General features: G+C 68.3%; 12 protein-coding genes and 1 tRNA gene. 3 read left to right on the top strand and 10 right to left on the bottom strand.

The window, feature by feature from the left end; genetic code table 11:
- Positions 1–177: 177 nt before the first annotated feature.
- Entirely contained in the window at positions 178–2451 is a 2274-nt protein-coding gene (locus tag J7346_RS06290) for a TonB-dependent receptor (RefSeq protein WP_209118862.1), read from the bottom strand.
- A 243-nt stretch (positions 2452–2694) separates the two neighbouring features.
- Here J7346_RS06290 and J7346_RS06285 point away from each other — a divergent pair, with 243 nt between their 5' ends.
- Positions 2695–3759 (top strand): phytase, encoded by a 1065-nt coding sequence (locus tag J7346_RS06285; protein WP_209118861.1) that lies wholly within the window; start codon positions 2695–2697, stop codon positions 3757–3759.
- On the opposite strand, the gene J7346_RS06280 is transcribed toward J7346_RS06285, so the two are convergent.
- The 3 genes from J7346_RS06280 to J7346_RS06270 all read right to left on the bottom strand — a co-directional run bounded on the left by J7346_RS06280 (position 3756) and on the right by J7346_RS06270 (position 5630).
- On the bottom strand, positions 3756–4466 hold the full coding sequence (locus tag J7346_RS06280; RefSeq protein WP_209118859.1) for a TMEM175 family protein: 711 nt from the start codon (positions 4464–4466) through the stop codon (positions 3756–3758). The two genes, J7346_RS06285 and J7346_RS06280, sit on opposite strands and share 4 nt — an antisense overlap.
- A gap of 242 nt (positions 4467–4708) precedes the next feature.
- A tRNA-Gly gene (locus tag J7346_RS06275) sits at positions 4709–4783 on the bottom strand.
- A 64-nt stretch (positions 4784–4847) separates the two neighbouring features.
- Positions 4848–5630: an SDR family oxidoreductase gene (locus J7346_RS06270; RefSeq protein ID WP_209118857.1), complete on the bottom strand. Its 783-nt coding sequence runs from the start codon at positions 5628–5630 to the stop codon at positions 4848–4850.
- A 58-nt stretch (positions 5631–5688) separates the two neighbouring features.
- Between J7346_RS06270 and J7346_RS06265 the strand changes: the two genes are divergently transcribed.
- A complete protein-coding gene (locus J7346_RS06265) occupies positions 5689–6120 on the top strand; it encodes a YkvA family protein (RefSeq protein ID WP_209118855.1) in 432 nt (143 codons plus the stop codon).
- On the opposite strand, the gene J7346_RS06260 is transcribed toward J7346_RS06265, so the two are convergent.
- Both J7346_RS06260 and J7346_RS06255 read right to left on the bottom strand, forming a co-directional pair.
- Positions 6086–6805 carry a 2OG-Fe(II) oxygenase family protein gene (locus tag J7346_RS06260; protein WP_209118853.1) on the bottom strand — a complete coding sequence of 240 codons (720 nt, stop codon included), beginning with the start codon at positions 6803–6805 and terminating at the stop codon, positions 6086–6088. The genes J7346_RS06265 and J7346_RS06260 overlap by 35 nt on opposite strands.
- Positions 6802–7803 (bottom strand): NADPH:quinone oxidoreductase family protein, encoded by a 1002-nt coding sequence (locus tag J7346_RS06255; RefSeq protein ID WP_209118851.1) that lies wholly within the window; start codon positions 7801–7803, stop codon positions 6802–6804. Before J7346_RS06255 ends, J7346_RS06260 begins: the two co-directional genes overlap by 4 nt.
- A 128-nt stretch (positions 7804–7931) precedes the next feature.
- Here J7346_RS06255 and J7346_RS06250 point away from each other — a divergent pair, with 128 nt between their 5' ends.
- Positions 7932–8807 carry an isoaspartyl peptidase/L-asparaginase gene (locus J7346_RS06250; protein ID WP_209118849.1) on the top strand — a complete coding sequence of 292 codons (876 nt, stop codon included), beginning with the start codon at positions 7932–7934 and terminating at the stop codon, positions 8805–8807.
- Positions 8808–8814: 7 nt separating this feature from the next.
- Here the strand turns inward: J7346_RS06250 and J7346_RS06245 are convergent, their stop codons facing one another.
- From J7346_RS06245 to galU, 4 genes are all read right to left on the bottom strand, one after another.
- Entirely contained in the window at positions 8815–9639 is an 825-nt protein-coding gene (locus J7346_RS06245) for a serine protease (RefSeq protein WP_209118847.1), read from the bottom strand.
- A gap of 8 nt (positions 9640–9647) precedes the next feature.
- A complete protein-coding gene (locus tag J7346_RS06240; protein WP_209118845.1) occupies positions 9648–10091 on the bottom strand; it encodes a DUF350 domain-containing protein in 444 nt (147 codons plus the stop codon).
- Between the two features lie 942 nt (positions 10092–11033).
- Positions 11034–12188 (bottom strand): 23S rRNA (adenine(2503)-C(2))-methyltransferase RlmN, encoded by a 1155-nt coding sequence (rlmN, locus tag J7346_RS06235; RefSeq protein WP_209118843.1) that lies wholly within the window; start codon positions 12186–12188, stop codon positions 11034–11036.
- A 240-nt stretch (positions 12189–12428) separates the two neighbouring features.
- A complete protein-coding gene (galU, locus tag J7346_RS06230) occupies positions 12429–13307 on the bottom strand; it encodes a UTP--glucose-1-phosphate uridylyltransferase GalU (RefSeq protein WP_209118841.1) in 879 nt (292 codons plus the stop codon).
- Positions 13308–13319: the final 12 nt, after the last annotated feature.

The following is a 13319-nucleotide window of genomic DNA, read 5'->3' as shown; positions in this document are numbered from 1 at the left end:
CGTGGTTCAGGCCCGACACCGTGCAAGAGGCGAACCGGTTCCACATCTGTTCTCGCCACAGGCGACTAGACCGGCGTCGCCATCGGGTCCAGCGGCGCCATGTCACGATCCCGAGAGGCCAGAAAAAAGGGCCGGACGTCGCCGCCCGGCCCCTCTCCGTTCAGTCTTCTGACGTCGTCAGAAGGCGACGCGCATGACCAGCTGATAGACAGGGCCGGCCGATTCCGTCTCCAGCTCGTACTCGTCATAGTCGCGGGCCAGCTGGTCGCCGACGTTGTCGAACTTGTCGAACACCTCGTCCTTGGAGGAGTCCAGCAGGTTCGAACCCGTCAGGCGGACAACGACATTCTCGCCGATCTGCTTCTCGATGAAGACCTCGAGGTCGGCGCCGTAGGTGGTGCGGACTTCCTCGGCCAGAACGCGGTCATAGGCCTCGCCCTGTTTGCGGTAGGTCGCACCGAAGGCGGCACCCCAGGTCGGCAGGTCCTGGGTGAAGCCGAAGTTCAGCACATAGTCGGACTGGCCGTTGAAGCGGCGCTCGCCGGCGAAGTCGGTGATCTCGCTGTCCAGCCAGGAGTAGTTGAGGAAGACACCGGTCGAGTCCATGCCGATGAAGTCCAGCGGGGTCGAGAGGTCGAACTCCAGCCCATAGACCTTGCCGTCGCCGACGTTGTCGACGGTGTAGATGAAGGTGCCGGGACCCTCGGAGCCTTCGAGGCCGGTGTTCACCTCCTCGATCAGGTCGGTGATGTCCCGGTAGAAGGCGTTGATGCCGACCACGCCGCGACGGCCCAGACGACGCTCGAAGCCGAGGTCAAAGCCGATGGCCGTCTCCGGCTGCAGCCCGGGGTTGCCGAGGAAGTCGCTGTCGCCGACCTCTTCCTCCAGCAGGGCCGGGGACAGACGGTCGAAGTTCGGGCGACGAAGCGTACGGGCGGCCGAGAAGATCACCCGGTCCGTGTCGTTCAGGCGCCAGCGCAGGCTGAACGACGGCAGCAGCTCGGCATAGTCGTTCTCGGTCACCTGCTGGGCCGCCGGGACCGTGCGGTCGGTCACGGTGACGTCGGTCGTCTCATAGCGCAGACCGGCTTCCCAGCGCAGGGCGCCGGACTTGCCCGACACCATGACATAGGGGTCGATGCGGTTTTCCTCGATGGTCGCATCTCCGCCGTCAACCGGGCTGAACGGGCCGAAGTCCGGAACCGTCGGGCGCGGGGCCGGCGCGTTCGGCACATTGAAGCGGATCCGCGGAGTCTCCTCGACCAGGCTGTCGCGGGTCTTCCAGTTGGCCTGGACGCCGAACTCCAGCTCCATGGCGCCGCTCAGCGCGATCTTGTGCTCGATCGCCGCCTTCCATTCCTCGTCCCGGATGTCGACGCGCTGCGAATCCAGGGTGAAGCGGTCCTCGTCGGGGAAGGGGTTGGAGTCGCGCAGATATTCCGACTCGGCCTCGAACTCGTATTGCTGGTCGTCAATCGACGCATATCCCAGCTTGAAGGTCGTCTCGCCGCCGAACATTTCGCGCTCGTAGCGGCCACGCAGCGACAGGTTGTCGGTGCGGATGTCGAGGTCGTTGTCGTTGACCACCGAGAGGTTGGCCTCGGTCTCGATGCCGCCTTCGTACTCCAGTGAGTCCTCGTCCTGGTAGCGGTCGGTCCGCACGAACACGCCCGACAGGTCCAGCATGCCGCCGGCCAGCGGCACTTCGTACGAGGCGTTGAAGGCATAGTCGGTGCCGTCGCGGACGTCGGTCTGCACCTCGGTGTTGTCGAGGGTGCCGCCCGGCTCGTCGTAGCGCATGCTGTACTTGTTCTTGGGATTGCGACGGTCCTGCACATTGGCGCCCAGCAGCAGGCGGCCCGGTCCGACCTCGCCGCCCCAGACGGCGCCATAGGTGCCCCCGAACCGGCCATAGTCGCTGTCCGGGAACATCAGGGCGCCCAGACGGATGTAGCCGCCGTCGATCGACAGGGCGTCGCGCAGGACGATGTTGATCGTGCCGGCCAGGGCGTCACCCGAACGGTTGGCCGAGGACGAACGCACCACCTCGACCCGCTCGATCAGTTCGGCGGGGATGCGGTCGACGAAGAAGGAACGGTCGACGCCCGAACCGGGCACTTCCTGACCGTCGATCAGGATCTTGGTGTAGCCCGCGTCAAGGCCCCGCAGGCGCACGCCGTCGTACTCGAGAACGTCCGACAGGAAGGCCACCGACGGCACCCGCTTCAGGGCATCGCCGACGGTCAGCGGCTCGAACCGCTGGAAATAGTCGAGGTCGTAGGACAGGGTCGGCACCACATCGTCGGTGCGATTGCGCATGGCGGGCTGGCCCGTGACGATCACGTCCTCCACGGCCGTGACCGGACCCTGGACGTCCGCGTCCTGGGCGAAGGCGGCGCCGGCCGCCAGAACGGGGGCGAGCGCCGCCCCCACGAGAAGCTTCAGTTTCATGATGATGTCGTCCCCTTGGGCGGACGTTGTCTCGTCCCTGGCCCCGGAGTGGCCGTTAGCGCCGCCCGGCAACGCCCGAACGACAGATTTCCGACCCGAGCTTGACGGTACGGCTGCGTCCTTGTGACAAGTCTTCTGATAACGGAGTGATTTTCACACGTATTTGATATATATCGTCTTTTTTCTTGATTGTGACGGTCTGCCGTGTACAGGCGGCGCACACCCTTTCCGGAGCTTTCCGCCATGCGCGCCCTCGGCCTGATCCTGACCACCATAGCCCTCGGCCTGTCGGCCTGCGCGACGAGCGAGGACCGCGGCCCGCAGGGGATGTTCGCCCCGGGCGACCCCGCGCGCGCCGTCACGGCCAGTATCGAGACACTGGTCACGACCGACCCGGAAGTGGACGCCGACGATCCTGCGCTGTGGGCGGACCCGCGCGACCCGACGCGCGCCGTGATGTTCGGCACCGACAAGTCGGACGGCCTGTATGTCCACAACCTGGACGGGTCGGTCCGCCAGTTCCTGCCCTCGGGCCCGGTCAACAATGTCGACCTTCGCGCCGACTTCCCCACGGCCCGTGGCCTGCGGGTGCTGGTCGCCGCCAGCAATGACGCGCCGGGCGCCAACGGCGTGAACCTCTATCTGTTCGATCCGGCGACCCTGACGACGGCGGACTACGGCTTCCTGCCCACGACCTACGAGCCCTATGGCTTTTGCATGGGGCGGCGGGACGACGGCTTCTATCTGGTCGTGACCACCAAGGCCGGCACGGTTCACCAGATGTCCATCGCCGACGGGCCGCAGGGCCCGGTGATCGGGCCCGAGCGGGTCCTGACCCTGGGCAGCCAGCTGGAGGGGTGCGTCGTCCATGACGCCGCCGACATGCTGTATGTCGGCGAGGAGGACGTCGGCGTCTGGCGGTTCGATTTCGATCCGTCGGGGCCAACCGAGGCCCTCGAGGTCGCCGGCGTGGACCGGATCCGCATCAAGGACGACGTGGAGGGGCTGACGATCCTGCAGGATCGGGGGGTCGACTACCTCATCATCTCCAGCCAGGGCGACAGCACCTATCCGGTCTACCGGATTCAGGGCCAGCGCCACTTCTATGTCGGTCGGTTTGCGATCGTCGACGGGCCGACGATCGACGGCGTAACCCAGACCGATGGCCTCAGCGCCTTCTCGGGCCCCATCGGTCCGTTCCCCGAGGGTGCGATCGCGTTCCACGATCACGAGGACGTGCCCAACCCCGGCCAGCAGAACTTCAAGATCGTCGACTGGCGCGTGATCCGCGAGGCCCTGGGGCTCTAGGCAGGACCGTCAAGAGGGGGCCGTTGGACGGGCGACGGCTCCTCGCTGACCGGGCGCTTGCCGACCCGCCCGTAATAGAGGCCGATGCCGGCCGGGATCAGCCAGTAGGCAAATCCCGGCAGCCACGGCATGTGCCGAAGCAGCGGCAGGGCCGCGAGCCCGGCCGAGGCCAGTCCGGCGGCGCCGCAGATCGCCCAGATGTCCCGCCCGCGAATGAGGGCAACCCGGGACGACGCGTCGACCGCCGTCGGGCGCGCCACATGGTGCAGCAGCGCATAGAGGCCGCTCAGGAAGGCGAACCCCAGGCCATAGGTGACAAAGATGCCGCGCAGGTCGCCCAGCGTGGTGATCCGCTCGCGCCCCGGCACCAGACCGCCGGTCATCCAGCTGGCCCCCGTCTCCGTCAGCAGGCGCAGGGGAAAGACATAGATCATCACCGTGAAGACGATCATCAGGCTGATCAGGGTGATGGCCCCGTCGCGGGCGGCGGTCATCCGCCCGAAGCGCCGGTGGGCCGACCAGAACAGGGCCAGCAGGGCAAAGCCCGCGGCAAAGGCCGGCACCCGCCCCAGGGCCATGTCCAGATCGGCATAGGTTTCCAGCGGGCGCGACCCGGAAATGACCAGCAGGGTCAGGGCGAAGGCGAAGGAGGCGTCGACGAAGGCATCCAGCCGGCGCGCGGCCACCTCGTGCAGAGACTCGGACATCACAGACCCTCCCCGTCCGGGAAGGTGAGCCGCAATCGGTCGGGGATCAAGCGGCCAATGCGTGGGCAGAACCGGAGCCCGGATACGACAAGGGCCCCGCCGTGGCGGAGCCCGTCATGCCCTTCGACTGGAGCGGGCGAGGCGATTCGAACGCCCGACCCTCACCTTGGCAATCAGGCGGGCCCATGGCCGCAAAAACGAAAAAAAGCCCGGCGCGCGCCGGGCCTCTTCCGAAGGTCGACTGGAGCGGGCGAGGCGATTCGAACGCCCGACCCTCACCTTGGCAAGGTGATGCTCTACCCCTGAGCTACGCCCGCACTCTCAGTCGAGAGCGGGGCGTATAGCCGAGGCGGGGCGGGGCCTGCAAGGGCCTTTTGAAAATTACCTCGGCGCCAAACGGATAGCGCCGTCAAGCCGGATGCATTCGCCGTTGATGTAGACGTTTTCGGCCAGGTGCAGGGCCAGGGCGGCATAGTCGGCCGGCGTGCCCAGACGGCTGGGGAAGGGGATGGCGGCGGCCAGGGCGTCCTGGATCTTCTGGTCCATGCCGGCCATCATCGGCGTCCACATGATGCCGGGCAGGATGGTGTTCACGCGCACGCCTTCCTGGGCCAGGTCCCGGGCGACCGGCAGGGTCATGGCATAGACGCCGCCCTTGGAGGCCGAATAGGCCGCCTGGCCGATCTGTCCGTCCTGGGCCGCGACCGAGGCGGTATTGACGATCAGGCCGCGCTCGCCGTCGGCCATGGGCTCGGCCGCCACCATGCCCAGCGCCGACTGGCTGAGCACCCGGAAGGTGCCGAACAGATTGATGCGGACGGTGCGCTCGAAGCTGTCCATGTCGTGGGCGCGCAGTTCGCCCGTGTCGCGCTTGCGGCTGACGGTCTTCTGGCCGGTGGCGATGCCGGCGCAATTGACGGTCAGGCGCTCCTGGCCATGGGCGGCGCGGGCCTTTTCGAAGCCTGCGGCCACGTCGGCGTCCGACGTCACATCGACCTTGCAGAACACGCCGCCGATCTCGGCCGCGATTTTCTCGCCTGCCTCTTCGTTCAGGTCGAACAGGGCGACCTTGACCCCCCTGGCCGCCAGCGCGCGGGCCGTGCCCTCGCCCAGGCCCGAGGCCCCCCCGGTGACGACGGCGGCAATGGAGGAGTCGAGTTTCATCAGGAGATCCTTTGTCTCTGGGATTGAACCGGAAGGGGTCGCGAACGATTTAGGACGCATGTTCGGACATGCCAAATCGCGAAACGCGGAAATCGCCCGCGGCCGCGCCCTCATCCAGCGCATCGACAAGGTCGACGAGGTGCGCGTCGAGCGCCGCTTCTGGCCAAAGCTGCGGCGCAGCCTGGCGCGGGTACCCTTTGCCGATCACCTGCTGAGCGTCTGGTACGCGGCGCGGGACCCGGAAACCCCGACCGGGGCCAAGGGGATGATGCTGGCGGCGCTGGCCTATTTCGTCCTGCCCATCGATGCCATTCCGGACGTCCTGGCCGGGATCGGGTTTACCGATGATGCTGCCGTGATCGCGGCCGTGGTCGCGACCCTGTCCGCCCATATCCGGTCGCGCCACCGCGAGGCGGCGCGCGAGGCGCTGACGCGGCTGGCCGGGGACTGTAGCCTCAGGCCGGGGACCGGGTCCGCCACCATCCCGTGACCGAATAGCGCGGCGCCCCCGCGAAGGGCGCCACCATGGACACCGCATGGTCCTGGGGCACGCGGAAGACGTTCAGGGTGCCGAAGGCGGGCATGAAGGTCTCGGTCACCGCCCCGCCCTCGTCCAGGAACATCAGCAGGCCGCCCCACTCCGCCCGCCAGCGCGGCGACAGGTTCAGCACATAGGCATAGAGCCGTCCGGCATCGTCGTGGGCGTCCGTATGGCCGTTCAGGAAATGGCCCGGCATGTAGCGGGTCGGCTGGGCGTCGACATAGGCGATCCGGTCGTCGCCCGTCAGGCGGCGCGCCATGCCGAGGAAGGCCTCGCTGTTGAACAGATCGTGCAGCTCGTACAGCGCCGGAGGCAGCGGCATCTCCATGGTCCGCGCCTGGCCCAGCCGGATGCGGTCGAAGATGAACTGGAAGCCCTCGGTCGCCTCCTCATGGGCCATGCCATACAGCCGCGCCTGTTCGGCGACCGGTTCCGCCTCGAATACGGCGACGGGCACATCGGCGTTGAACGGATTGCGAATGGCCCGGTACCAGACCATGTCGGGCCCGGTCAGGGCCTCATGCAGGACCTCGGCGCCCTCGCCCAGCAGGCCCGGCACACGGGTGCGACCGGTCCGGGACAGCCGCTCACCGGCCGCCTCCAGGCCGAGACCGGCGGCCAGCGCCAGCGTCATGGCTCGACCGTCACCACGATCTTGCCCATGGCCGAACGGTCGCCGAGGGCCTGGATGGCCTCGTGCGCGCGGTGCAGCGGGAAGGTGCGGCTGACACGCGGGCGGATCTTGCCCTCGCTCCACAGCGTCATCAGGTCGGCCATATTGGCGGCATGGGCCGCCGGGTCGCGCATGACGGCAGCGCCCCAGAAAACCCCGATCACGGCCACGGACTTCAACAGGGTCAGGTTCAGCGGCAGCGACGGGATCCCGGCCGGGAAGCCCACCACCAGATAGCGCCCGCACCAGTCCATGGCCCGAAGCGCCGGCTCGGCATAGTCCCCGCCCACGGCGTCATAGACGACATCGGCCCCGTCGCGGCCGGTGGCCAGTTTCAGCTCGCCCGACAGCTCCTTCCGGGCCGCCTTGTCCATCGGCCCGGAGGGATAGATCAGACCGTTGTCGGCGCCGAGCTCCAGCGCGAACTCGACCTTCTCATTGGTCGAGGCGGCTGCCACGACGCGCGCGCCCATGGCCTTGCCCAGTTCGACAGCCGCGGCGCCCACCCCGCCGGCGGCGCCCAGCACCAGAAGGGTCTCTCCGGGCTGCAGCTTCGCCCGGTCCTTCAGGGCGTAATAGCTGGTGCCATAGGTCATGATCAGGGCGGCGGCCGTCTCGAAGTCCATCTCCTTCGGAATGGGGATGACGGTGGCGGCGGGCACGGCGATCCGCTCGACCAGTCCGCCCCAGCCGGGCACGGCGATGACCCGGTCGCCCTTGTGCACGCCCTTCACACCCTCGCCGATCGCCTCGACCACGCCCGCGATCTCGGCGCCGGGCGCGAAGGGGCGCTCGGGCCGGAACTGGTACCTGTCCTCGATGATCAGGGTGTCGGGATAGTTGATGCCGACCGCCTTGACCTCGATGATCACCTCGCCCTTCTTCGGGGTCGGGTCGGAGACCTCCTCGACCACCAGGGTTTCGGGGCCACCAGGGGCCTTGGACAGGACTGCGCGCATGGAGGACCTTTCGGCGTAGGGGAATCCGGACGGAGCGACGGCTTGCCACCCCGATGCTCCGGACGGTAACGCTCCGGCCCCGAACTGGAAAGACAAGAACCGGCCCGGCCGGACAGCGGAGACACTCCATGACGCGACCCGCCCTGATCCTGCACGGCGGCGCCGGTGCCCGGCGCAGCCGCGACTATACCGCCGAGCGCGCCCACATGGCCGAGGTGGTGCGTGCCATGCAGGTCCGGCTGGAGGCCGGCGAGGCCGCGCTGGACGTAGCGGTCGAGGCCGTCTGCCTGCTGGAGGACTCGGGCCTCTATGTCGCCGGGCGGGGCGCCTCGCCCAATCTGGACGGGGACTATGAGCTGGACGCCAGCCTGATGGACGGCGCCACGGGTCGCGCCGGGGGCATCGCGGCCCTGCAGGGCTTCCGCAATCCAGTGCGGGCCGCCCGCGCGGTGATGGACCACACCCCGCACGTCCTGCTGGTCGGCGAGGGCGCGCGCCGCTTCTGCGAGGGCCGGAAGCTGGAGCCGGTCCCGGGCGGCGAGGACTGGTTCACCCGAGCCGGTCAGGGCGAGGACAACCATCCCCCCGGGACGCTCGCGCACGGCACGGTCGGCTGCTGCGTGCTGGACGCGCAGGGCCGGCTGGCGGCCGCCACCTCGACCGCCGGGGTGTTCGGCAAGCTGCCGGGCCGGGTCGGCGACACTCCCCTGCCCGCCAGCGGCACCTGGGCCGACGGCCACGCCGCCATCTCCTCGACCGGTCAGGGCGAGTACTTCATCCGCACCGCCGCGGCCGCCCAGGTCGCCTGGCGGGTAGCCTCGGGCCAGTCGGTCGAGGCGGCCGGACAGGCCGTGATCGACGCCATCGGCGCCATGGGTGGCGACGGCGGCCTGATCGCCCTGGACCGCGAGGGCCACCACGCCGACCCCTACAACAGCCAGGGCATGAAGCGCGCCTGGCTGACCCCCGAAGGCGAGGTGGGCGTCGCTGTGTTCGACGACTGACGCGGCTCTAGGCCGACAGGCAGACCACCTGGGCGACGCGGAGGTCGCGGCGGAGGGCGTCGGCGACGCGGCCGTAGTTGGCCAGGGTGACCGGCTCTGCCTGCGGGCGGGCGCGCCGGTCGGACATGCCCCGGATGGCCGGGCCGAAGGTATCGGGCGCGGTCGTATAGATCCGGCCGCGGCGCGGAGCCTCGGCGATGGTCACGCCCAGCACCCGGCCCCGGCGGTCCAGAACGGGCGCTCCGGACAGGCCGGACAGGGTGCCCTTAAGCCCGGCGGTGCGACCCACCTCGGCCCAGGCCAGCACCGGCTCGTCCCGCTGGCCGCGACCGCGCACCCGGAAGGTCTCTCGCCCCAGGAGACGCGAGGTGACCTCCCCGGCATGGCCCTGCGGATAGCCGGGGTGGAAGCCCCGCTGGCCCTTGCGCAGTTCCGGCGCGACCTCGACCGGCAGGGGGTCGGGCCCGCCCTCGGTGATCAGGACCGCCACATCGGCCCGGGGCGCCAGCCGCACACTGGCCGCGACGGCCCGGCCGCCGCCGACCATCAGGGCCGGCTTGCGACAGCCCTCGACCACGTGACGGGCGGTGACCCAGCGGCCCTCGCCGGCAATGGCGAAGGCCGTGCCCGAGGCGGGCTGGAAGGGAATGTCCGGCGCATTCAGGGTGATAGCCGGATCAAACGGGGTGATCGGCCCCAGCAGGGCGCCCTCGACCTCATCCGGCTCGGGCGGCGGCGGCGGGGTGTAGACTTCCTCGCGCAGATGCAGCGCCCAGACCAGGATCGCCATCGCCAGAAGACCGTAGAAGGCCCAGTCGGTCAGTCGCGACATCCGGCCCCCTAGCCCGACAGGGCGGCGGCCAGGATCAGGGCTGTGGCCAGCTTGGCCCCCACCAGCAGCACGGCGGCCGAGACCTCGCCCTCGCGGATGCGCTGGGGCAGGCCGGTCAGCAGCATGTCGACCAGCCGGAAGACGAACAGCTGCAGCACCACCGTCGCCACCCCCCAGATGACGATGTCGCGGATGGAGGTGGAGACCGACAGGCTGACGGCCAGCGGCACGGCGAGGCCGACCAGCACCCCGGCAAAGGCCACGGCGGCGGCCGAATTGCCCTCGCGGATCAAGGCGACCTCTTTCCAGGGCGTCAGCAGGGCATAGAGGGTCGCCCCCAGCACAAGGAGGGCGATGGTCACCGCCAGATGGGTCATGAGCCGCGGGAAGCCCAGGGCAAAGGCCTGGACTTCGGGACTGGTCAGAACGCTGGAGAGGGACGAGGAGTCCATGAAACCGGAGAGCGAGAGGCCTGACGATCACGGCGAACCCGCCGTCGTCTGTCCTTGCCCCAATCCAGCCCCAATCCGCAAGCGCCGCGGGGCCACAGTCTGTGACGAAAGATTACGGTCTGAACCGTCTGAACCGTCTGAATTCGGGAAAAGACCGTCTGAATGGTCTGAATGGTCTGAAATCATGTCTGCGCTCGCGGGGGATTTCGGCAACCGGACAGTATCGGCGATGCGCGAGCCAGGGCGGGAAGGACGGTTCGGGAACCGGTGGGGATGTTGAAAGGGCTAGGAAATTGGGGCGCAGGTATTGCAACAGCCGTCTCCTCCCTAGCGAAGCTGGGGAGGTGGATCGGGGGCGATAGCCACCGAGACGGAGGGGCTCTTGAGGGCGGACCTGCGTTAAAGAACCCCTCCACCGCTCCGCGGTCCCCCTCCCCACCAGAGGTGGGGAGGAGACAGGGGCGGCACATCCGCGCTCAGTCCGGCGTCGGGCGGGTGGGTTTGGCCGCGAGGGCGGCACTTTCCTTCTTCAGCGGGCGCGAGACCGGGCAGACCTCCTGCACATAGCTCTGCCATGGGAGTGCTCGCAGAGCCCAGTGGTCCAACCATCCCACATCATCGGAAGGATGTTTCCTCCACCTTTCCACAGGCCGGACGGTCGTGTCCGCAGATATCGGTCTAATCAGTCTATGGAGGCGGAGACGGTTAGATTACCTAATGTCTGTCAGCAGGCGCGGTTCGCTGGGGTCAGTCCAACGAACCGCTTCCACCTGTCGACACGCTGCGCAGCGCGCAGGGGGCGTTCGGGCGCATTTCCCGTCCCCCCTGTTGCTGCCGCAACGCCTGGCACTGAGCAAGGGTCGTCGATGCGGTTATGCACCGGATCGATCAGCATTTCCCCAATTGGGCCGGCGGATCATCGCTGGGACAGGCGGCAAGTGCCTACGCCGCGTCCTGCTCCGCTTTCCTGAGAGTGCTGGCCCGGACCTTTTCGCTTTCGCTTTTCAGCTGGCCGCAGGCGGCGAGGATGTCGCGGCCGCGGGGGGTGCGGATCGGGCTGGCGTAGCCGGCCTTGTTCAGGATGGCGGCGAAGCGTTCGATCGTCTTCCAGTCCGAGCACTGATAGTCAGTGCCGGGCCAGGGGTTGAACGGGATCAGGTTGATCTTGGCCGGGATGCCCTTGATCAGATTGAGCAGGGCGCGGGCTTCCTCGGGGCTGTCGTTGACGCCCTTCAGCATGACGTATTCGAAGGTCACACGACGGGCATTCGACAGGCCGGGATAGGCGCGGATGCCGGCCATCAGGGCCTCGAGGTCATACTTCTTGTTCAGCGGCACCAGCACATCGCGCAGGGGATCGTTGGTGGCGTGCAGGCTGATGGCCAGCATGGCCTGGGTGCGCTCGCCCAGCGCCTGCAGCTGGGGCACGACGCCCGAGGTCGAGACGGTGATCCGGCGCCGCGACAGGGCGATGCCCTCATTGTCGGAAATGATGTCGATGGCGTCGGCGACGTTGTCGAGATTGTAGAGCGGCTCGCCCATGCCCATGAAGACGATGTTCGACAGGCGGCGGTCTTCCTTGGGGGACGGCCATTCGCCGAGGTCGTCGCGGGCGACCTGGACCTGGGCGACGATCTCGGCCGCCGTCAGGTTGCGGACCAGCTTTTGCGTGCCCGTGTGGCAGAAGGTGCAGTTGAGGGTGCAGCCGACCTGGCTGGACACGCACAGGGCGCCGGCCCGGCCCACATCGGGGATGTAGACGGTCTCGATCTCGATGCCCGGGGCGGTGCGGATCAGCCATTTGCGGGTGCCGTCGTTCGACACCTGACGCTCGACGATTTCGGGGCGGGCCAGGGTGAAGGCGGCGGCCAGCCGCTCGCGCGTTTCGCGGGCGACATTGCTCATGGCGTCGAAGTCGGTGACGCCGTGGTTGTGGATCCAGCCCCAGATCTGGGAGGCCCGCATCCGCGCCTTTTCCGGCGGGCAGATGTCGGCGTCGATCAGGGCCTGACGCAGGCCCTCGCGCGTCAGGCCCGAGAGGTTGACGGGCGCGGCGGCCTTATGGGAGGCGCGGGACAGATCGAGCGTGGCGCTCACGGAAGGCATCCTGTCGAGGCGGGCGGGGCGGGTGGAAAGGCGGGGCTTATAACACAGAACCCGTCACGATTAAGGCCCCGGAGGGTTTGCACTCTCCACCGCTCATCCCCGCGAAAGCGGGGACCCAGTGTTTTGGTCCGTCCGACTTGTCTCCTGGCCCACTGACAGTCATCCCAAACGTCCTGCGCAATAACAGTTCTGGGTCCCCGCTTTCGCGGGGATGAGCGGAGGGTCCAGTATCTAGAGCAGGGCCGCGATCGCCTCGCGGGCGGCATCGCCGAGGTCGGGGCGCTTGAGCGCGAGGGCCACATTGGCGCGCAGCAGGCCGATCTTGTCGCCGCAGTCGTGGGTGTTGCCCTCATACTCATAGGCGGTGAAGGCCTGGTCCTGCATCAGGCGGGCCATGGCGTCGGTCAGCTGGATTTCTCCGCCGGCGCCCCGGCCCTGGGTCGCCAGCAGGTCGAAGATCTGCGGCTGGAGGATGTAGCGGCCCGAGATCGACAGGTTCGAGGGCGCCTCGCCGCGCGGGGGCTTTTCGACCATGCCCTTCATGGAGATGCGGCGGCCGTTCCGCTCGGCCGGGTCGACGATGCCGTATTTGTGGGTGTCGGCCTCGGGCACCTGTTCTACGCCGATGACATTGCCGCCGACCTCGGCATAGACGTCGGCCAGCTGTTTAAGGGCGCCCGGCTGACCATCGACGATCACGTCGGGCAGGATGACGGCGAAGGGCTCGTCGCCGATGATGTCGCGGGCGCACCAGACGGCGTGTCCGAGGCCCTTGGGCTGCATCTGGCGGGTGAAGCTCATCTCGCCGGCCTGGGCCAGTTCGGCGTTCATCATCTCGAGGATGTCGGTCTTGCCCTTGGCCTCCAGCTGGGCCTCCAGCTCGATCTGGTGGTCGAAATAGTCCTCAATGGCCGCCTTGGCGCGCCCCGTCACGAAGACGATGTGCTCGATCCCGGCCTCGCGCGCTTCCTCGACGATGTAGCTGAGGATCGGCCGGTCAACGACGTTCAGCAGCTCCTTGGGCGTGGTCTTGGTGCCGGGCAGGACCCGGGTGCCGAGACCGGCGACGGGAAGGACAGCCTTGCGCAGGCGTGCGGGCGTGGTGGTCATGAAGGGCTCCTG

This window comes from Brevundimonas sp. A19_0, assembly GCF_017744255.1.
Classification (GTDB): domain Bacteria; phylum Pseudomonadota; class Alphaproteobacteria; order Caulobacterales; family Caulobacteraceae; genus Brevundimonas.
This window is presented reverse-complemented; position numbering and strand designations above follow the sequence as displayed.